The 19,957-nt window shown below is 72.0% G+C and carries 16 protein-coding genes and 1 pseudogene; 11 read left to right on the top strand and 6 right to left on the bottom strand.

Going from position 1 to position 19,957, the window contains the following annotated elements; all coding sequences use genetic code 11:
- Window positions 1-255: 255 nt before the first annotated feature.
- Together purN and purH are read left to right on the top strand one after the other, a co-directional pair.
- Window positions 256-927, top strand: coding sequence for a phosphoribosylglycinamide formyltransferase (gene purN / locus ACEZDE_RS10505; protein ID WP_380534858.1), 672 nt, complete (start codon window positions 256-258; stop codon window positions 925-927).
- Window positions 928-968: 41 nt separating this feature from the next.
- A complete protein-coding gene (purH, locus tag ACEZDE_RS10500) occupies window positions 969-2,552 on the top strand; it encodes a bifunctional phosphoribosylaminoimidazolecarboxamide formyltransferase/IMP cyclohydrolase (protein ID WP_380534856.1) in 1,584 nt (527 codons plus the stop codon).
- A gap of 73 nt (window positions 2,553-2,625) precedes the next feature.
- Here the strand turns inward: purH and ACEZDE_RS10495 are convergent, their stop codons facing one another.
- The 3 genes from ACEZDE_RS10495 to ACEZDE_RS10485 form a co-directional block, all read right to left on the bottom strand.
- The gene (locus ACEZDE_RS10495) at window positions 2,626-3,357 is read right to left on the bottom strand and encodes an RDD family protein (RefSeq protein WP_380534854.1); all 732 of its coding nucleotides are present in this window, start codon (window positions 3,355-3,357) and stop codon (window positions 2,626-2,628) included.
- Between the two features lie 90 nt (window positions 3,358-3,447).
- Window positions 3,448-3,864: a DUF2752 domain-containing protein gene (locus ACEZDE_RS10490; RefSeq protein ID WP_380534852.1), complete on the bottom strand. Its 417-nt coding sequence runs from the start codon at window positions 3,862-3,864 to the stop codon at window positions 3,448-3,450.
- 11 nt (window positions 3,865-3,875) lie between these two features.
- On the bottom strand, window positions 3,876-4,304 hold the full coding sequence (locus tag ACEZDE_RS10485; protein WP_380534851.1) for a DUF4190 domain-containing protein: 429 nt from the start codon (window positions 4,302-4,304) through the stop codon (window positions 3,876-3,878).
- A gap of 180 nt (window positions 4,305-4,484) precedes the next feature.
- On the opposite strand from ACEZDE_RS10485, the gene ACEZDE_RS10480 reads away from it, so the two are divergent.
- The 6 genes from ACEZDE_RS10480 to ACEZDE_RS10455 all read left to right on the top strand — a co-directional run bounded on the left by ACEZDE_RS10480 (window position 4,485) and on the right by ACEZDE_RS10455 (window position 10,105).
- Window positions 4,485-5,336 (top strand): bifunctional methylenetetrahydrofolate dehydrogenase/methenyltetrahydrofolate cyclohydrolase, encoded by an 852-nt coding sequence (locus tag ACEZDE_RS10480; protein ID WP_380534849.1) that lies wholly within the window; start codon window positions 4,485-4,487, stop codon window positions 5,334-5,336.
- Window positions 5,323-5,805 carry a DUF3017 domain-containing protein gene (locus ACEZDE_RS10475; protein WP_380534847.1) on the top strand — a complete coding sequence of 161 codons (483 nt, stop codon included), beginning with the start codon at window positions 5,323-5,325 and terminating at the stop codon, window positions 5,803-5,805. The genes ACEZDE_RS10480 and ACEZDE_RS10475 overlap by 14 nt, the downstream gene beginning before the upstream one ends.
- Window positions 5,806-6,026: 221 nt before the next feature.
- Complete coding sequence (locus ACEZDE_RS10470; protein WP_380534845.1) at window positions 6,027-7,016, top strand: malate dehydrogenase; 990 nt, start codon at window positions 6,027-6,029, stop codon at window positions 7,014-7,016.
- 62 nt (window positions 7,017-7,078) lie between these two features.
- A complete protein-coding gene (locus ACEZDE_RS10465) occupies window positions 7,079-8,443 on the top strand; it encodes a hemolysin family protein (protein WP_380534844.1) in 1,365 nt (454 codons plus the stop codon).
- 38 nt (window positions 8,444-8,481) lie between these two features.
- Window positions 8,482-9,495: a tryptophan--tRNA ligase gene (trpS, locus tag ACEZDE_RS10460; RefSeq protein ID WP_380534843.1), complete on the top strand. Its 1,014-nt coding sequence runs from the start codon at window positions 8,482-8,484 to the stop codon at window positions 9,493-9,495.
- A gap of 7 nt (window positions 9,496-9,502) precedes the next feature.
- Window positions 9,503-10,105 carry a 2'-5' RNA ligase family protein gene (locus tag ACEZDE_RS10455; RefSeq protein WP_380534841.1) on the top strand — a complete coding sequence of 201 codons (603 nt, stop codon included), beginning with the start codon at window positions 9,503-9,505 and terminating at the stop codon, window positions 10,103-10,105.
- Window positions 10,106-10,157: 52 nt separating this feature from the next.
- Here the strand turns inward: ACEZDE_RS10455 and ACEZDE_RS10450 are convergent.
- Window positions 10,158-11,297 (bottom strand): annotated as a pseudogene (locus tag ACEZDE_RS10450) (DUF6020 family protein); the annotation flags it as partial.
- 364 nt (window positions 11,298-11,661) lie between these two features.
- On the opposite strand from ACEZDE_RS10450, the gene ACEZDE_RS10445 reads away from it, so the two are divergent.
- Window positions 11,662-13,917: a bifunctional glycosyltransferase/CDP-glycerol:glycerophosphate glycerophosphotransferase gene (locus ACEZDE_RS10445; RefSeq protein WP_380534839.1), complete on the top strand. Its 2,256-nt coding sequence runs from the start codon at window positions 11,662-11,664 to the stop codon at window positions 13,915-13,917.
- Here the strand turns inward: ACEZDE_RS10445 and ACEZDE_RS10440 are convergent.
- Both ACEZDE_RS10440 and ACEZDE_RS10435 read right to left on the bottom strand, forming a co-directional pair.
- Window positions 13,896-14,531, bottom strand: a complete 636-nt coding sequence (locus ACEZDE_RS10440) for a class I SAM-dependent methyltransferase (protein WP_380534837.1) — start codon at window positions 14,529-14,531, stop codon at window positions 13,896-13,898. The genes ACEZDE_RS10445 and ACEZDE_RS10440 overlap by 22 nt on opposite strands.
- 88 nt (window positions 14,532-14,619) lie before the next feature.
- Entirely contained in the window at window positions 14,620-16,167 is a 1,548-nt protein-coding gene (locus ACEZDE_RS10435) for a glycosyltransferase family 2 protein (RefSeq protein WP_380534835.1), read from the bottom strand.
- Between the two features lie 215 nt (window positions 16,168-16,382).
- Between ACEZDE_RS10435 and ACEZDE_RS10430 the strand changes: the two genes are divergently transcribed.
- Both ACEZDE_RS10430 and ACEZDE_RS10425 read left to right on the top strand, forming a co-directional pair.
- Window positions 16,383-17,888: an SDR family NAD(P)-dependent oxidoreductase gene (locus tag ACEZDE_RS10430; protein ID WP_380535135.1), complete on the top strand. Its 1,506-nt coding sequence runs from the start codon at window positions 16,383-16,385 to the stop codon at window positions 17,886-17,888.
- Window positions 17,885-19,900 carry a hypothetical protein gene (locus ACEZDE_RS10425; protein WP_380534833.1) on the top strand — a complete coding sequence of 672 codons (2,016 nt, stop codon included), beginning with the start codon at window positions 17,885-17,887 and terminating at the stop codon, window positions 19,898-19,900. Before ACEZDE_RS10430 ends, ACEZDE_RS10425 begins: the two co-directional genes overlap by 4 nt.
- The last annotated feature ends 57 nt before the right edge of the window (window positions 19,901-19,957 follow it).

Below are 19,957 nucleotides of genomic sequence, written 5' to 3'. Positions count from 1 at the left end.
CCCATGATCGTCGACCAGGAGTGCGAGCCGGTCCGGAAGGGCCGGTATCGTTGCTGACGACCGGCGGCCCTCTGGGGTTCCTGGTCGGCCCGTGGCGCCGTCGTGGGCCCCTTCGGCGGAGTGCGGATGCCGGTCACGAGATGACACCCCGCCCCCGCCGCGAGCAGTGCCCGGTTTGTACCCGTGCGCAGGGCTGGAACACGCAGGAGTGGACCGCCGCCGGGGTACGGCCGCGCCGTTACGGAGGACCGAGCTGTGCCGCACCTCGACTTCAGCGCACCCGAGCGACCGGCCCGCCTGGTCGTCCTGGTCTCCGGTTCGGGCACCAATCTGCAGGCCCTGATCGAGGCCTGCGCCGACCCGGCGTACGGGGCCCGGATCGTCGCCGTCGGCGCGGACCGCGACTCCATCACCGGTCTCGACCGGGCCGAGCGGGCCGGGCTGCCGACCTTCGTGCTGCGGGTCAAGGACTTCCCCGAGCGCACCGACTGGGACGCCGCGCTGACCGGGGCGACCGCCGAGTACGCCCCTGACCTGGTGGTCACCGCCGGGTTCATGAAGATCCTGGGCGGCGGCTTCATGCGCCGCTTCGAGGGGCGCATCGTCAACACCCACCCCGCCCTGCTCCCCGCCTTCCCCGGCGCGCACGGGGTCAGGGACGCCCTCGCCTACGGCGTGAAGGTGACCGGCTGCACCGTCCACCTGGTGGACGAGGGCGTGGACACCGGTCCGATCATCGCGCAGGGTGTGGTCGAGGTGACCGACGCCGACCACGAGGACGGCGGCGAGGCGCTGCACGAGCGGATCAAGGCGGTCGAGCGCGGCCTGCTGGTCGAGGCCGTCGGCCGACTGGCCCGCGAGGGCCACCGGGTCCGCGGTCGCCGGGTGCTCCCGCTGTCCACGCCTCCTTCTCTCCCCACCTCCTGACGCATCCTGATGCACCACCACCTCCAGCAAAGGATTCAGCAATGAGCTCCGGCAGCACCCAGCCCGCGCCCGTCTCCGAGAACGTACGGCCGCTGCGCCGCGCCCTGGTCAGCGTGTACGACAAGACCGGTCTGGAGGAGCTGGCGCAGGGCCTGCACGCGGCCGGTGTCGAGCTGGTCTCCACCGGTTCCACCGCTGCCCGGATCGCCGCCGCGGGCGTGCCGGTCACCCCGGTCGAGGAGCTGACCGGCTTCCCCGAGTGCCTGGACGGCCGGGTCAAGACGCTGCACCCGCGGGTCCACGCCGGGATCCTGGCCGACCTGCGGCTGCCGTCGCACCGCGAGCAGCTGGCCGAGCTGGGCGTCGCGCCGTTCGACCTGGTGGTGGTGAACCTCTACCCGTTCAAGGCCACCGTCGCCTCCGGCGCGAGCCCGGACGAGTGTGTCGAGCAGATCGACATCGGCGGCCCGAGCATGGTCCGCGCCGCAGCCAAGAACCACCCCTCGGTCGCCGTGGTCACCTCGCCCGACCGCTACCCGGACGTGCTCTCCGCCGTCGCCGCGGGCGGCTTCGACCTGGCCGCCCGCAAGCGCCTGGCCGGCGAGGCCTTCGCGCACACCGCCGGCTACGACGTCGCGGTGGCCTCCTGGTTCGCCGCGGAGTACGCGCCCGCCGACGAGGAGAAGTTCCCGGCCTTCCTCGGCGCCACCTGGGAGCGCGAGAACGTGCTGCGCTACGGCGAGAACCCGCACCAGGCCGCCGCGCTGTACCTGGACGGCAGCGGCACCGGCATCGCCGCCGCCGAGCAGCTGCACGGCAAGGAGATGTCGTACAACAACTACGCCGACACCGACGCCGCGATCCGCGCCGCCTTCGACCAGGACCGGCCCTGCGTCGCGATCATCAAGCACGCCAACCCCTGCGGCATCGCGGTCGGCGCGGACGTGGCCGAGGCGCACCGCAAGGCGCACGCCTGCGACCCGGTCTCCGCCTACGGCGGCGTGATCGCGGTGAACCGCGAGGTCACCGTGGAGCTGGCGGAGCAGATCGCGCCGATCTTCACCGAGGTCGTCTTCGCCCCCTCCTACCAGGACGGCGCGGTCGAGGTGCTGGCGAAGAAGAAGAACCTCCGGGTGCTGCGCGGCACTCCGGCCGCCCCGGCGCTGGAGACCCGCGCGGTCACCGGCGGCGTGCTGCTGCAGCAGGCCGACCGGATCGACGCCGCCGGTGACGACCCGTCGACCTGGACCCTGGCCACCGGCGAGGCGCTGACCGCCGAGCAGCTGGCCGAGCTGTCGTTCGCCTGGCGTGCCTGTCGGGCCGTCAAGTCCAACGCGATCCTGCTGGCCTCGGACGGCGCCTCGGTCGGCGTGGGCATGGGCCAGGTCAACCGGGTGGACTCGGCGAAGCTCGCGGTCGAGCGGGCCGGGGAGCGCGCGGCCGGGTCGTACGCCGCCTCGGACGCGTTCTTCCCGTTCCCCGACGGCCTGGAGATCCTGCTCGCGGCGGGGGTCAAGGCCGTGGTCCAGCCGGGCGGCTCGATCCGCGACGACCTGGTGATTGAGGCGGCCAAGGCCGCCGGGGTGACGATGTACCTGACCGGCACCCGGCACTTCTTCCACTGAGCCGGAACGTTCCGGCCCGAACCGCAGAGATCCCGCTTCCCGGTATCCGGGCAGCGGGCTCTCCGGCAGCCGACTACTGGGTCTTGACGACCACGGTGCTGACGATCTTGTCGGCCAGGGTCTGGCCCTTGGCGTCCCACAGCGGCCACAGGTAGCCGACCCAGCAGATGGCGCCGTCGACGAAGTGGGCCAGCCGGCGCACGAAGGACATGCCCATGCCGACGAACTGGCCGTCGGACTCGCGGACCAGGCTGATGTTGAGCATCTTCTTGCCGGGGGTCTGCCCGGTGGTGCCCTCGCGGTGGCAGAGGACCAGGGTGCCGGCGATGAGGATGAGCCAGGCCACCACGATCGCGATGCCGCTGCCGCCGCCACCGCTGGTGGTGGTGATCGGGTAGCCGTTGGAGTCGTAGGTGGTGTGGATGCTGCTGGCCAGCGCCACCACGGCGATGATGTACAGGATGAACGGGATGAGGCCGACGATCACCGCGTCGATCAGGAACGCGCCGACCCGCTGGCCCCAACTCGCGTACGCGCCCTGGCCGTAGCCGGCCATGCCGTACGGGTTGGCCTGGTAGCCGCCGTAACCGGGCTGCTGCGGCACGCCGCCGTCCTGCGGGTAGCCGTAGCCCTGCGGGGGCTGCTGGGCGTACGGGTCCTGCGGACCGGCCTGCGGCGGGACGCCCTGCTGCGGGTAGCCGTACTGCGGCTGCGCCGGAGGCTGCTGCGGGTAGCCGTAGCCGGGCTGCGGCTGCTGCGGGGGCTGCTGCGCATAGGGGTTGTTGGGGTCGGGCGGGTAACTCATGGGTTCCTCCGTGCAGGTGATCGGTCGGTACTACGGGTAAAGCTGGCATGAGGGCGAGTGCGCGGCGAGATTATCGGAGTTGTCTGACAGTCAGTGGAAAAGCAGCCCAAGTCGGTGCAGCTGCCAGAACCAGGACAGGACCGCCGCGGTGACCAGGACCGAGGTCCGCGCCCGCCGGGGGAATCCGCGCCACCACCGCTGCACGCCCAGCGGCGCGAACAGCAGCCCCAGGCCGAACACGACGGTGAACGGGTTCGCCAGCAGCGCCGCCACCGGGTGCCCCGAGCCCAGCTCGATGAACACCGTGGTGCTGCCGCAGACCGGGCAGGGGATGCCGGTCAGCCGCCGCAGCGGGCAGATCACCCCGGGATCGTGCGCGGAGTGCAGCGCGGCGACCGCCACGGCCGCCGCGGCGGCGCCGCTTCCGCGCAGCAGGACGTCGCGCACCCGCCGTGGGAACGGCCTGTGCGCCAGGGTCTGAGGGGTCGTCAGCTGACCGCCGGTCACCGCGGACTCCGTCAGTATGTGCTGCTGAAGCTGTTGCTGCTGATCAGGACCACGAACAGGATGAGGCCGATCAGCAGGCCGATGCCGCCGCAGACGATGCCGGCGATCGCCTGGCCGCGGCCGGTGCCGGTGGTCTTGGACTTGTTCAGCCCGGCGACGCCGAGGCCGACCGCGACGATCCCGGTGAGCCAGCCGAAGAAGCAGACGCCGACCACCGAGACGATGCCGACCACCAGCGAGGCGATGGCGAGCCCGTTGTTCTGCCCGGTCGGGCCGCCGCCGTAGCCGTAGCCGTCCTGCTGCGGGTAGCCGTACCCCTGCGGCTGCTGCTGCTGGTACGGGTCCTGCTGCGGGTAGCCGTACCCGGGCTGGGGAGCCTGCGGCGGCGGCCCGTAGGGGTTCTTCGCATACGGGTCCTGCTGCTGGTACGGATCGCTCACTGAAATCTCTCCCCCGAAAAATGGTTCCCGCTACTCTCGCACGCCTATGGTTGCGATCCCCGGGCCCGCTGTCCATCGCGTTCGCGCCTTGGACCGCAGTTGTAGTCGTTCTGCAACCGGAGGCGAACAATCCGGCAGGGCGGCGCACGGAGCACTTCCACGATCCGGGAGAATGGCCGTATGACCGCCCAGATTCTCGATGGCAAGGCCACCGCCGCCGCGATCAAGTCCGAGCTCGCCGTCCGCGTGGAAGCACTGAAGGCCCGCGGCGTGCAGCCCGGCCTCGGCACCGTGCTGGTCGGCGACGACCCCGGCAGCCACTCCTACGTCCGCGCCAAGCACCGCGACTGCGCCCAGGTCGGCATCGGCAGCATCCAGCGCGAGCTGCCCGCCACCGCCACCCAGCAGGACGTCGAGGACGTCGTCCGCGAGCTCAACGCGGACCCGGCCTGCCACGGCTACATCGTGCAGCTGCCGCTCCCCAAGGGCCTCGACGAGAACCGGGTGCTGGAGCTGATGGACCCGGCGAAGGACGCCGACGGGCTGCACCCGGTGAACCTGGGCCGGCTGGTCCTGGGCATCGAGGGGCCGCTGCCGTGCACCCCCAACGGCATCGTCGAGCTGCTGCGCCGGCACAAGGTGGAGACCAGGGGCGCCGACGTCGTGGTCATCGGCCGCGGCATCACCGTGGGCCGCTCGATCGGGCTGCTGCTCACCCGCCGCAGCGAGAACGCCACGGTCACGCTGACCCACACCGGCACCCGCGACCTGGCCGAGCACCTGCGCCGGGCCGACATCATCGTCGCCGCCGCGGGCGTTCCGCACCTGGTCCGGCCCGAGGACGTGCGCCCCGGCGCGACCGTGCTCGACGTCGGCGTCAGCCGTGACGCGAACGGCCTGGTCGGAGACGTGGACCCGGCGGTCGCCGAGGTGGCCGGCTGGCTGTCGCCCAACCCCGGCGGGGTCGGGCCGATGACCCGGGCGATGCTGCTCAGCAACGTGGTCGAGGCGGCCGAGCGTGCCGCGCGCTGACTCCGGGCCGACGGCCGGGCCCGCGGCCGGGGAGCCGGTGGAACCGCAGCAGCCTCCGGCGAAGGGGCGGGCGACGTCGCACCGCCGTCCGCCGGAGAAGACCGCGGGCACCTTCCCGCCGGAGGGCTCGGCCGCCGCCGCGGGCCGCGGCCAACCGGTCCCGGTCCGGCAGTGGCCGATAGTGCTGGTGCTGACCCTGGTCGCGGTCGGCCTCGCGGTGACCGCGCTGGATGACTTCCGTCCCGGCGTGGTCACCATCGGCGTCGCGCTGCTGGTCGGCTCGCTGCTCCGGGCGGTGCTGCCGGAGGTGGGGATGCTGGCGGTGCGCAGCCGGTTCACCGACATCGTGGTGATGGGCGTGCTCGGGGCCGCCATCGTGCTGCTGGCGCTCGCCTCGGAGCCGGGCGCGGTGATCACCCTGCCCTGGGCCACCGACATCGCCCGCTTCTTCGGACGCGATCAGGGCTGACCCGGTCCGACCGGGAAAACGTGACGAAGGACGCTCCGGCCGGTCGCGCACGGCGTCACACACAGCCCGCTCGCTGGGATAGCCTGACACCGGTCTCTTGAAGTCAAGAGACCGATCAGGGTCCGGCACCGCGGGCGTGCCCTGCACGTGCTCTGCTGCCTGCCGCCGAAGCCCTACCACCCCAGGTATTCAGCACCCCAGGTAACAGCAGGAGATGTCTCATGACCCGCACTCCCGTCAACGTCACCGTCACCGGTGCCGCCGGCCAGATCGGCTACGCGCTGCTCTTCCGCATCGCCTCCGGCCACCTCCTCGGCCCCGACGTGCCGGTGAAGCTGCGGCTGCTGGAGATCCCGCAGGGGGTCAAGGCCGCCGAGGGCACCGCGATGGAGCTGGACGACTGCGCGTTCCCGCTGCTGGCCGGCATCGACATCTTCGACGACCCGAACCAGGGCTTCGCTGGCGCCAACATCGGCCTGCTGGTCGGCGCCCGTCCGCGCGGTCCCGGCATGGAGCGCGGCGACCTGCTCGCCGCCAACGGCGGCATCTTCGGCCCGCAGGGCAAGGCCATCAACGACCACGCCGCGGACGACGTCAAGGTCCTGGTGGTCGGCAACCCGGCGAACACCAACGCGCTGATCGCCCAGCGCAACGCCCCGGACGTACCGGCCGACCGCTTCACCGCGATGACCCGGCTCGACCACAACCGCGCCGTGGCGCAGCTGGCCAAGAAGCTCGGCGTCACCGTCTCCGACGTCAAGAAGCTCACCATCTGGGGCAACCACTCGGCGACCCAGTACCCGGACGTCTTCCACGCCGAGGTCAACGGCGAGAACGCGGCCAAGGCGCTGTCCGACGACGCCTGGCTGTCGGACTACTTCATCCCGACCGTGGCCAAGCGCGGCGCGGCGATCATCGACGCCCGCGGCGCCTCCTCGGCCGCCTCGGCCGCCAACGCCGCCCTGGACCACGTCTTCACCTGGACCAACGGCACCGCGGACGGCGACTGGACCAGCGCCGGCGTGGTCTCGGACGGCTCCTACGGCGTCCCGGCGGGGCTCATCTCCTCCTTCCCGGTCACCGCGAAGGACGGGAAGTTCGAGATCGTCCAGGGCCTGGACATCAACGACTTCTCCCGCGCCCGGATCGACGCCTCGGTCAACGAGCTGGTCGAGGAGCGCGACGCGGTGGCGGGCCTCGGCCTGATCTGACCCCGTGCCGCGACGGCCCCCGCCCACCGGGCGGGGGCCGTCGGGTTCCTACACTGTTCCCTGTGAGCGAGACCTTCCAGGACGCGGGACTGGTCCTGATCTTCATCATCATCGGTGGAATCTTCAACGTTGCCGAGATCTCGCTGATCTCCCTGCGGGAGGGGCAGATCCAGGCGCTGGCCGAGCGCGGCACCAAGCGCGCGGTCAGGGCGGCCCATCTGGCCGGCGACCCCAACCGCTTCCTGGCGGCCGTGCAGGTCGGGGTGACCTGCATGGGCTTCCTGTCGGCGGCCTTCGGCGCGGACACCCTGGCGGCCAAGGCCGCGCCGCTCTTCACCGGCCTGGGGCTGAGCGACGCGGTCGCCGACGCGGTGGCGCTGGTGCTGCTGACCCTGCTGATCTCCTACGTCTCGCTGGTGCTCGGCGAGCTGACCCCGAAGCGGATCGGCCTGCAGCGGGCCGAGTCGATCGCGCTGCTGGCTGCGCCGATGGTGGACGTCATCTCGGTGGTGCTGCGGCCGGTGATCTGGCTGCTCTCCCGCTCGACCAACCTGATGGTGCGTCTGCTCGGCGGCGACCCGCAGGCCGGGCGGAACGCGATGAGCTCGGAGGAGCTGCGCGGCCTGGTCGCCTCCAACACCGAGCTGGGCAGTGACGAGCGGCGGCTGATCGCCGAGGTGTTCGCGGCGGGGGAGCGGCAGCTGCGCGAGGTGATGGTGCCGCGGACCGAGGTGACCTTCCTGGACGCCGCGCGCCCGCTGGAGGAGGTCAGGACCGAGGTCGGCCGCTACCCGCACTCGCGCTACCCGGTGGTGGACGGCTCCTACGACGCGGTGGTCGGCTTCGTCCACGTCCGCGACCTCTACCGGGATCCGGACGGGGCGCAGACCGTGCGCGACCTGGCCCGCCCGGTGAAGCTGCTGCCCGCGACCAAGCGGGTGCTGCCGTCGATGTCGGAGATGCGGCATGAGGGCCACCACCTGGCCATCGTGGTGGACGAGTACGGCGGCACGGCCGGGATCGTCTCGCTGGAGGACCTGGTCGAGGAGGTGATCGGGGAGATCCGGGACGAGTACGACTCGCAGGAGGTCAGCACCACCCGGCGGCTGGCCGGCGGCAGCATCGAGGTGGACGGGCTGCTCAACCTGCCCGACTTCGCCGAGGAGACCGGGGTGGAGCTGCCCGAGGGCCCGTACGAGACGGTGGCCGGCTTCGTGGTCTCCGAGCTGGGGCACCTGCCCGAGCCGGGCGACCAGGTGGCGGTGCCGCGGACGGACGGGCTGCCCGGCTACCGGATCGAGGTGGCGGCGCTGGACGGCCGCCGGGTGGACCGGGTCCGGGTCACCGTGCGCGGGGACGGCGAGCAGCCGGCTCCGGGCGTGCCGGGCCAGCCGGGGGTACCGGGCCGGCCGGGCGTATCGGGTTAGAGGTCAAAGTGTTCACCTGTTCCTGAGAGAATGGCGCCATGGTCACTGATCGCCCTCGCGTGCTCTCCGGTATCCAGCCGACGTCCGGGTCCTTCCACCTGGGGAACTACCTGGGCGCGGTGCGCCAGTGGGTGTCCCTCCAGGAGACCCACGACGCCTTCTACATGGTGGTCGACCTGCATGCGATCACGGTCGAGCAGGACCCGGCCGAGCTGCGGCAGAACACCCGGGTGTCGGTGGCCCAGCTGCTCGGCGCGGGCCTGGACCCGGAGCGCTGCACCCTCTTCGTGCAGTCGCACGTGCCCGAGCACGCGCAGCTCGCCTGGGTGATGAACTGCCTCACCGGCTTCGGCGAGGCCTCCCGGATGACCCAGTTCAAGGACAAGTCCGCCAGGTTCGGCAGCGGCAACACCTCGGTCGGGCTGTTCACCTACCCGATCCTGCAGGTCGCCGACATCCTGCTGTACCAGGCGGACCAGGTGCCGGTGGGCGAGGACCAGCGGCAGCACGTCGAGCTGACCCGGGACCTGGCCGAGCGCTTCAACCACCGGCTCGGGCAGACCTTCACCGTGCCCAACCCGTACATCCTCAAGGAGACCGGGAAGATCTACGACCTGCAGGACCCGACCGCGAAGATGAGCAAGTCGGCGTCCTCGCCGAAGGGCCTGGTCAGCCTGCTGGACGAGGTGAAGGTCAGCGCGAAGAAGTTCAAGAGCGCGGTCACCGACACCGGCACGGTGGTCTCCTACGACGAGAAGGAGAAGCCGGGCGTCTCCAACCTGCTGAACATCTACTCGGCGATCAGCGGCCGGTCGATCCCGGAGCTGGTGCAGCACTTCGAGGGCAAGATGTACGGCGCGCTGAAGACCGAGCTGGCCGAGGTCTACACCGAGTGGGTGGCCCCGTTCCAGGAGCGGACCAGGCTCTACCTGGACGACCCGGCGGAGCTCGACGCGGTGCTCGCCCGCGGCGCCGAGAAGGCGCGCGCCGTGGCCGGTGAGACCCTCGCGGCGGCGTACGACCGGATCGGCTTCCTTCCGGCGAAGCACTGAGGCCGCGATGACTGACGCCGCGCTGGACGACCCGATCGTGATCGGCGTCTCCGTCGCCGTGCCCGAGCCGTACGCCGGGGCGATCCAGGACGCCCGCGCCGGGTACGGCGACCCGCTGGCGCGGACCATACCCACGCATGTGACGCTGCTGCCGCCGACCGAGGTGGGCCGGGAGGCGCTGCCCGGGATCGAACGGCACCTGGCCGCCGCGGCGGCGGAGCTGCGCCCGTTCCGGGTGCTGCTGCACGGCAGCGGGACGTTCCGGCCGGTCTCCCCGGTGGTCTTCCTGCGGCTGGAGGCCGGGGCGCGGGAGTGCCGGGCCGCCGAGGCCGCGGTCCGCTCCGGGCCGCTGGCCCGGGAGCTGGCCTTCCCCTACCACCCGCACGTCACCGTGGCGCACGCGGTCGCGGAGTCCGAGCTGGACCGGGCCTACGGTGAACTCCGGCGCTACCGCGCGGAGTTCACCGTGCCCGGGTTCAGCCTGTACCGATTCGGGTCGGACGGGGTGTGGCGTCCGCTGCGGGCGTTTCCGTTCGGAGCTGTGCCGGGGGCGCCGGATCCGGCCGCGGGGCCCGGCGGCGGAGCAGGCTCAGCAGCGGCACGGTCATGATGCCGACCATCACCGACGGCAGCATGTAGCGGGACATCTGCGCCGGGTTGGCGGCGATCACCGACAGCTGCAGCCCGAGCGACATCGCGGCGACGACCAGCACCTGCCTGGCCCCGCGGCGCCGGCGGCCGGCCAGCAGCAGCGCGGTCAGGTAGGTGAGGTAGGTCCAGAAGGCGCCGCGCCAGACCACCCACTGGGTCTGCGGGGTGGTGCTCAGCAGGTAGAACCACTTCGCCGCGGCGTGCAGCCGGTCGCTCAGCGGCCGGGTCCTCAGCACCGGCTTGTACCTGCTGTGCTCCATCGCCCGGCCCGGGTCGGCCTGGTGGAACAGGTCCTTGGTGATCACCGGCGGGAAGATCTGGGTCTCGCCCTGCAGGCTCTTGGGTCCGCCGAAGATCCCCCAGGCGATCTGCGAGCGGCACAGGTGCCCCTGCGCCACCAGGTTCGGGGTCCGCTGGACCACCTCCCACCAGACGTTCATCAGCTCGGTGTTGTTGGCGCCCAGCGCGGGCCGGTTCAGGGAGTGCATGGTCCAGTCGACGTCCCAGCAGTTGCCGGCCCGGCCGCCCCAGACCGACAGCGGGGAGACCTTCTCCATGACCGCCTTGTCGGCGGCGCTGAAACTCTTCGGGTCCTTCTGGTACGCCACCGCGATGTCGGCGTAGTTGAAGGCGTAGTACGAGGTGATGTTGGGCGGCAGGACGCCCAGCGACGGGTACAGCCAGAAGTTCATCGCCAGGTAGAGCACGGTGGTCGCGGCGACCAGCGCGGTGATCCAGATCCGCATCGAGCGCAGCGCCAGCAGCATCAGCGGCAGCGCCGCGACCACCACGGTGATGCTGCTGTTGCGGAACAGCGCGATCCCGACGAAGCCGGTCTCCAGCAGCGCCAGCTGCCAGTAGAACCAGCGGTCCCTGAGCCGCTCCCGGCCGCGCAGCACCCGTACCGTCAGCCGGATCAGCGCCGCGAAGGCGAGCAGCACGGTGATGGCGAAGGCCGAGTCCTTCCAGACGTACTCGGTGAAGGTGCCGGTGGACGGCAGCACCGCCAGCACCACCGCCGCGGCGGAGCTCCAGCGCCGGCGCACGCCGAGGTCGGCCAGCGCCACGCAGGTGTAGGCGAGCACCGCCGCGACCGCCACCGTCTGCAGCAGGGTCAGTAGCCAGAGGTCGCCGGTGCCCTTGAGGCACATCCAGACCAGGGTGTCGTAGAGGACCGAGTGGTCGCTGCTCCAGTGGTGCTCCGTCACCTCGCGGACGTAGGTGATCGAGTCGTAGCTCATCAGCCCCGGGAAGAACGCCGCCCACCAGAGCAGGTAGATCAGCTGGAGCACCGCGTAGACCGCGAGCGGGAACCTCAGCGGCGCGGGGATGCGCTCCAGCCAGCGTGGTGCGGTGGCGGCCGCGGACAGTCGGGACGGCATGGAAGTCCTCTCGGGCGTAGGCACACCACTGTTTCCGGTCCGTGTGACGCCCACGTGGCCGACGGTGATCCGGCAGTCGAACGCGCGGCGATAGAGTGGCGGGGTACCCCGGTCGGTCAACCCTGGAATGCCAATGCCCCGCTTCAGCGTGATCGTTCCCGCCTACCGCGTCCAGGCGTACCTGGGGGAATGCCTGACCTCGGTGCTCAGCCAGACGTTCGAGGACTTCGAGCTGATCGGGGTCGACGACTGCTCACCCGACGGCTGCGGGGAGATCTTCGACGAGTTCGCCCGCGCCGACCCCCGGGTGAAGGTGCTGCACCTGGCCGAGAACGCCGGTCTCGGTGGGGCCCGCAACGCCGGTCTCGCCGTCGCCACCGGCGACTACCTGCTGTTCCTGGACAGCGACGACAGCATGACCCCGGGCTCGCTGCAGGCGATCGCCGAGCGGCTGGACGCCACCGGATCGCCCGACCTGCTGGTCTTCGACTACGCCCGGACCTTCTGGGACGGCGGCGTGGTCCGCAGCATCGACGCCGGGGTGTTCGCGGCCGACCCGGACCGCCCCGAGGTGTTCGACGTCGCGCAGCGGCAGGAGCTGCTGGCGCTGCTGATGGTGGTGTGGAACAAGGCCTACAAGCGCAGCTTCGCCGAGCAGTACGGGCTGGCATTCCCGCACGGGTACTACGAGGACATCCCGTGGACCTACCCCTCGCTGCTGGCCGCGGCGCGGATCGCGCTGCTGGACCGGGTGGTGGTGCACTACCGGCAGCGGCGCGAGGGCGGCAACATCCTGGCCACGGTCAGCCGCAAGCACTTCGACATCTTCGGCCAGTACGACCTGGTCTTCGACTTCCTGGACCGCAACCCCGAGCTGGAGCACTGGCGCGGGGCGATGTACCTGCGGATGGTGGACCACCTGCAGACCATCGGCAACCACCCGGGCCGGGTGCCGCGGGCGGCGCACCGCGAGTTCTTCGCCCAGGCCGCGCAGGCCGAGCAGCGGCACCGCCCGGCCGGGGCGACGCCGGTGCCGGTGCGCAGCAAGGGCAGCTGGCGGGTCGGCGCGCTGGGCCAGGCTGCCCGCACCGCGCGGCAGCGGGCCCGGAAGGCGAGCCCGGCGAAGCTGCGCCGGGCGGTGGCGCTGCCGGTGCTGAGCGGCTATCAGACGCTCCAGCGGGCGCTGCCGGTGGACGAGAACCTGGCGGTCTTCGCCTCGTACTGGAGCCGCACCCCGTCCTGCAACCCGCTCGCGGTGCACGCCAAGCTGCGGGAGCTGGTGCCGGGGATCAGGACCGTGTGGGTGGTCGGCAACGACCGCAGGACCGGCCCGGTGCCGGAGGGGGCGACCGTCGTCGCGCCCGGCTCGCGCGGCTACCGGGAGGCGGTCTCCCGGGCCAAGTTCTTCGTCAACAACGTCAACTTCCCGAACGGCCTGACGAAGCGCCAGGGGACGGTGCACCTGCAGACGCACCACGGCACCCCGGTCAAGAAGATGGGCCTGGACCTGCGGGACTACCCGGTGGCCGCCGCGGGCATGGACTTCGGCGAACTGCTGGAGCGGGTCGACCGCTGGGACTACAGCCTGACCGCCAACCGCTTCAGCACCCTGGTCTGGGAGCGGGTCTACCCGTCCGGCTACCAGACGCTGGAGTACGGCTACCCGCGCAACGACGTCTACTACCGGGCCACCGCGGCGGACGTGCTGGCGGCGCGGGCCGAGCTGGAGATCCCCGAGGACGCGGTGGCGCTGCTCTACGCGCCGACCATGCGCGACTACCGGGCCGGCTACCGGCCGCAGCTGGACCTGGACCGGCTGGCCCGCGCGCTCGGCCCCGGCTACGTCCTGCTGAACCGGGCGCACTACTACTACGACGCCCCGGCGCCCGACTCCCGTTCCGCGGACGGGCAGGCGGCCCGGATCCTCGACGTCACCGGACACCCCTCGGTGGAGCGGCTGGCCCTGGCCTCGGACGGCCTGGTCACCGACTACTCCTCGCTGATGTTCGACTACGCCAACCTGGACCGGCCGATCGTGGTGCTGGCCGACGACTGGAAGATCTACCAGGAGACCCGCGGCGTCTACCTGGACCTGCCGTCGGGCCGCCCGGGGGAGACCCCGGGCGCGGTGGCCGCGACCGAGGCCGAGCTGACCGCGCTGCTGCGGGACGGCTCCTGGCGCTCGGCCGCGGCGGCGGAGCTGCGGGCGGCCTTCCGCGAGCGGTTCTGCCAGTTCGACGACGGCAACGCGGCCGAGCGGGTGGTCCGCCGGGTCTTCCTGGGCGAGACCGAGCCGCTGCCGGTGGTCCCGCTCGCGGCGCGGACCCCGGCGCCGAGTCCGGAGCAGGCCCGCGCCGCGGCCGGCGACTACTTCAGCCGGGCGACCTGAACGAACTCGTTGTAGCGGAAGCTGCGGCCTGCGCTGCGCGGCAGCGGGAACGAGTAGGCCCGCTCCACCTCCAGACCGCACTCCTCGGCGTGGGCCCGCAGCTCGGGGAAGTCCAGGAAGCGGATGTGGGTGGCGTCGCTGGCGTAGCCGGCCTCCTGCGGGCAGATCAGCACCACCCTGCCGCCGGAGCGGATGTACGGCAGGTACTCCTCCAGCAGGCCCTTGCCGTCCTCGGCCGAGACGTGCTCCAGCACATGGGCGACCAGCATGCTGTCGAAGCTGCGCGGGGTGAACTCCTCCGAGGAGAGGAACTCGTCCCCGGTGTAGGCCTTCAGGCCGCGGGCGCGGGCGGTGAGCACGGAGGTCTCGTTGTGGTCCACGCCGACGCTTTCCGGCGAACAGGCGTGCAGGTTGCGCCCGACCCCGCAGCCGACCTCCAGCACCCGGCCGAGCTTCAGCCGGCGCAGGTTCCAGTGGTACGGGGCCTGGGTCGGGACGAACCGCTTCAGGCCCGCGCGTTCCAGGGTGACCAGACGCTCGGTGTAGTCGGCGGCCGCGGTGGAGGGCGTGGCGCCGTCGGCGGCGGCCGTCGGGAGGTGCTCGGTCTCGGACATCTTGCGGTGAACCTCGCAGCTGGTCGTGGAATTCGGGGCAGGTTAGCAGGTCCGGGGAAACGCGGGGTAAGCCTCTGACTCATGGCAGTTACCCGACACGGAGGCTGAGATTCCCGTACGGGTCGGTCCAGTAGCAGGCTACCGGCAGCTCCCCGGCCGGGCCCTCCGACGGCGGCCTCGGTCCGGGCAGGGCGAGTCCTGGCGCGCGGGCGCTGCCGAGTCTCACCTCGCGGCGCACCCCCTCGGCGTCCAGCACCGCGAAGAGGTCCCAGATCCCGGGCCGCCAGCGGTCCGCGCCGGAGCCCCAGCGGGCCCGGAAGGCGGTGCCCGGCACCGGTCCGGACTCTCCGGCCTCCCCGGCGCCCTCGGCGGCGGTCTGCACGGTGTGCAGCGGGAAGGTGACCCTGCTGCCGCGCCGCCGGGCGAAGACCCGGACCCCGGTCCCCGCCCTGGCCAGGGCCGGCAGCGCGGCGGTCCCGGTGACGGTGAGGCCGTCCTGGTCCAGCGCCACGTCGGCGAGCCGGTGCCGGACCGCCAGCTCCCTAGTGACCTCGTAGCAGGAGTCGGGGATGCCGGAGCCCGGGTCGCGGAACCCGGGCAGCCGCGCGTACGCGCGCCCGGCGGAGGCCAGCACCCCGGCGCCCGCGCCGTTCCCGGAGCGGAAGCCGAGGCGGTCCGCCGTCTCGGTGCCGATCAGCGCGCACAGCTCGGCCCGCTTGCCCTCGCGGACGCAGTGGATCCGCCAGCGGACCCAGGACGGCAGCTCCGGGCCGAGGGCGTCGTGGTACCAGTCGTCGAGGTAGCCGCGGAGCGCGGCCATCTCGGCCAGCTGCGCCTCCGGGGCGAGCCGGGTGAAGGCGGGGCCGAGCAGGTCGGTGAACTCGACCCGGAGCACCCGTTTGAGCAGCGCGTCCAGGACCGGGCCGGGACCCGCGTGCCGCAGCACCGTCTCCACCGACGCGCGCATATAGGGGAGGCGCAGCGCCGAGGTCACCGAGTCGCCCAGCGAGATGTTGCCGCCGCGCTCCCTGGCCACCAGGTAGTAGCAGGTGTAGTCGGCGAGCACGGACACCCGCCGGGCCCGCAGGTAGGCCTCGACCACGAACGGGTGGTCGCTGCCGATCCGCAGCTCGTCGCGGAACCGCAGCCGGTGCCGCTCGATCAGCTCCCGGCGGAACAGCTTGGCCGGGGTCAGCGCGTACAGGACGCCGGAGTTGTGGATCTCGGCCTGTTCGACGCTGTGCCGGAACACGTCCTTCGGCACCCGGCGGCCGTTCACCCCGGCCATCCGCCCCAGCACCACGTCCGACTCCAGCCGGTCGGCGTACCCGGTCAGCCGCTCCAGCGCCTCGGGCCCGAGCCGGTCGTCCGAGTCGAGGAAGAAGACGTAGCGACCGCGGGCCAGCTCCAGCGCCCGGTTGCGCGGCCCGGCCGGACCGCCGGAGGCGGGCAGGTGCAGCACCCGCACCAGCTCCGGGTACGCCCGCTGGATCCGGTCCAGCGCCCGGCCGCTGCCGTCGGTCGACCCGTCGTCGACCGCGATCACCTCCAGCCGCTCCCGCGGCAGGGTCTGTCCGCGGAGTGAGGAGAACCACGTGTCGAGGTAGTCACAGGTGTCGCGTACCGGAGTGATCACGGTTACATCGGGCGGTGCGCACATACGCCCTCCTCGGCTCGGGAACCCTTCGTGGTCAACGAACCCGCGGGCTCGAGGGCACGCGATCGGCCCGTCCTGCCGTTGCCGTTCCGTTACTGCGGACGGGTCGACCTGCGCGAGCCTCCAATGTCGGCCGTGTACCTTTGGTCAGTCCGTAGATTGAGTCGATGTACATTGCAGAACGGCGGTCGATCATGGTGGCGAACACCTCACCAACAGTCCGAGGTGTGACGGCGATCGTGCTCGGCGGCGGTGTGGGCGAGCGGATGGGGCTGAACCTCCCCAAGCAGCTGCTCAAGGTGGCCGGGCGGACGATCCTGGAGCACACCGTCGCCGCCCTGGCATCCTCGCCGCAGGTGGACGAGATCATCGTGCTGATGACAGCTTCGCACCTGAAGGTCGCCGAGGAGCTCGCGGTACCGGTCGGCCAGGGCAAGGTCGTCGCGGTCATGGCCGGCGGCGCGACCAGGAACGAGACCACCGAGCGCGCCATCGAGGCGGTCAGCGCCCGACTGGCGCCGGGCGAGGACCGGATCCTGCTGTTCCACGACGCGGTCCGGCCGCTGCTGTCGCCGCGGGTGATCACCGACTGCGTCGCCGCGCTGCAGCGGCACCAGGCCGTGGACGTGGCCATCCCCTCGGCGGACACCGTGGTGGTCACCAGGACCCACGGCGACGAGGGCGAGTTCATCACCGAGATCCCGGACCGCTCCCGGCTGCGCCGCGGCCAGACCCCGCAGGGCTTCTGGCTGTCGACCATCCGCAAGGCCTACGAGCTGGCCTCGCTGGACCCCAACTTCCAGGCCACCGACGACTGCTCGGTGGTGCTCAAGTACCTGCCGGACGTGCCGATCCTGGTGGTTCAGGGCGACGACCACAACATGAAGGTCACCCACCCGCTCGACGTCTACCTCATCGACAAACTGTTCCAGCTGGCCTCGCACGAGCCGCCGCCCTCGCACGAGGACGCGCACTACCGGGCCGCCCTGGAGGGACGCACCCTGGTGGTCTTCGGCGGCTCCTACGGGATCGGCGCCGGCGTGGCCGAGCTGGCCGAGGGCTACGGCGCCAACGTGCTGGCCCTGGGCCGCTCCACCACCGGCACCGACGTCAAGAGCCCGGACGACATCGCCGCGGCCCTGGCCGACGCGTACGAGCGGTTCGGCCGGATCGACTACGTGGTCAACACCGCGGGATCGCTGCAGATCGGCCGGCTCGCCGAGCAGGACGACGAGCAGATCGCGGAGGCGCTGGAGGTCAACTACCTGGCGCCGATCCGGATCGCCAGGGCGGCCCACCCGTACCTCGCCCGCACCAAGGGCCACCTGCTGTTCTACACCTCCAGCAGCTACACCCGCGGCCGTTCCGGCTACAGCCTGTACTCCTCGGCCAAGGCCGCCGTGGTGAACCTGGCCCAGGCCCTGGCCGACGAGTGGGCCGAGGACGGCATCCGGGTCAACTGCATCAACCCGGAGCGGACCCGCACCCCGATGCGCCAGCGCGCGTTCGGCGAGGAGAGCCCCGGCTCGCTGCTGAGCTCCGACGACGTCGCCCGCACCTCGCTGGACATGCTGCTGGCGCCGCTGACCGGCCAGGTCGTCGACATCCGGCTGAACGCCCCGGACGTGCCGCTGCTGGGCGCCGTCCCCGCCGCCAAGACCCCCGCCGACGCCGACGCCGCGCAGGCGGTGACTGCGTGAGGCTGACCATGAAGCGCGGGCTGAACAGCGGCAACGACGTGCTGCTGATCGTCGGCCACCTGGCGATGATCGCCGCGCTCCCGCTGCACTCGCCGTGGACGTTCCTGGTCGGCATCGTGGTCGCCACCGGCTCGGAGATCCGCGGCGAGCGGGCGGCGGCGACCTGGCTCCGCCGGATCCTCCGCGACACCCACGCCGGGATAGAGACCCGCACCACCCTGCGGGAGTTCCTGCTGCTGCTGATCCTGGTGCGGGAGTGGCCCGGCCACCACATGCCGCGCACGGTGCTGCTGTGCACCGCCGCGTTCATGCTGCGCCGGCTGCTCCGGATCCCCACCACCGCGGTGATCGCCCGGCTGAACCGCAGCCGCAGGCTCCCGGTGGAGACCCGCAACATCGACGCGGCCGGCCTGCGCATCGCCAAGGGCCCGAAGCGGCCGCTGGCCCCGCTGGCCTCGGACGTCAACCAGGTCGCCACGCTGTTCGGCATCGCCGGACCGCTGCTCGCCCTGGCCACCGGCGAGCTGTGGATCGCGGTGCTCGGCAATGTGCTGATGCTGCTGACCGCGCTCGCCTGGGGCGGCTACCTCGCGCCGCACCTGCTGCGGAACCGCCGGATCGCCAACCGCGCCGCGGCGCTGCGGCACGTGCAGAAGTGGCTGGAGTCCTACCGGCCGGAGACCATGGTCCACTTCTCCGGCACCCGCACCTCCGGCTACCAGCTGAACATGTGGCTGGAGACCATGGCGCAGCTGGACGGCAGGACCGTGGTCCTGCTCAGCGACCGGCACCTGATGGAGGAGCTGGCGCCGACCAGCCTCCCGGTGGTCTGCGTCCCGGTCGGCGCCGAGCTGATGAACATGGACTGGTCCAGCGTCAAGGTCGTCTTCTACGCGGCCAACGTCGGCGCCAGCATCCAGACGCTGCGGCTGCCGACCGCCCGGCACGTCTTCATCGGCCACGGCGACAGCGACAAGCTCGCCTCGGTCAACCCGTTCAGCCGGGTCTACGACGAGATCTGGACCGCGGGCCGGGCCGGGGTCGACCGCTACGCCGAGGCGCAGGTCGGGGTCCGTGAGGAGGCCCTGGTCGAGGTGGGCCGCCCGCAGCTGGGCCGGATCCGCCGCGGCCCGCGCGACGGCGGCGTCCCCACCGTGCTCTACGCGCCCACGTGGGAGAACTGGACCGAGGACCCGGGCAGCAGCTCGCTGCGGCTGACAGGTGAGAAAATCATTGCCGCGCTGCTGGCCTCGCCCGAGCCGGTCCGGGTGCTCTACCGCCCGCACCCGTTCACCGGGCTGCGCGACCCGCGGGTGGCCGCGGTGGACGCCAGGATCCGCCGCATGCTCACCGCGGCGAACCAGCGCGCCGCCGCCGGGACGACCCCGGTGCCGAACGGCCAGCGCGAATCCGCACTGGCCGAACTCGCCACCGTACGGCGCGAGTTGGCGTCGCTGCTGGGCCCCTGGCAGGGGGCCGGGGGGGACGGCGCGGACCAGACCAGGGACTGCCGGCTCACCCGTGAGCAGGAGCTGCGGATCACCCGGCTGCGCGAGCGCCGCGGCGAGCTGGTCTGGGCCACCGGCCGCCCGGAGGAGCACCGGCTGGTCATCGGCGACGACTACGAGCTGTACGACTGCTTCAACGAGAGCGACGCCCTGGTCTCGGACATCTCCAGCGTGGTGTCCGACTTCATGGCCAGCGGAAAGCCCTACGCCATCACCGACTCGGCCGCGCTCGGCGAGGAGGAGTTCCGGGCCCGGAACACCGCGGCCAGGGCCGCCGTGATTCTTACCCCGGATGCGGGTGGCCTGGGTACACTGCTCGCCGCCGTCCGCGACCCCGCGGCCGACGACCTGGCCGAGCGCCGGGAAGCACTCAAGAGCTACCTCCTCGGTCCCGAGGAGCCCAGCTCGACGGTGCGCTTCCAGGCGGCTCTGGACGACCTGGTGGCCCGAGCCCGGCTGGGCCGGGTGCCCCGCCAGCAGAGCGAGCCGGCCGTCCTGCGCTGACACACCGGAACGCCAGCAGTACCGCCTTCAGTGAAGGGAACCGTACGGAGAATGCCC

The sequence above is a fragment of the Streptacidiphilus cavernicola genome (assembly GCF_042510955.1).
Classification (GTDB): Bacteria; Actinomycetota; Actinomycetes; order Streptomycetales; family Streptomycetaceae; genus Streptacidiphilus; species Streptacidiphilus cavernicola.
This window is presented reverse-complemented; position numbering and strand designations above follow the sequence as displayed.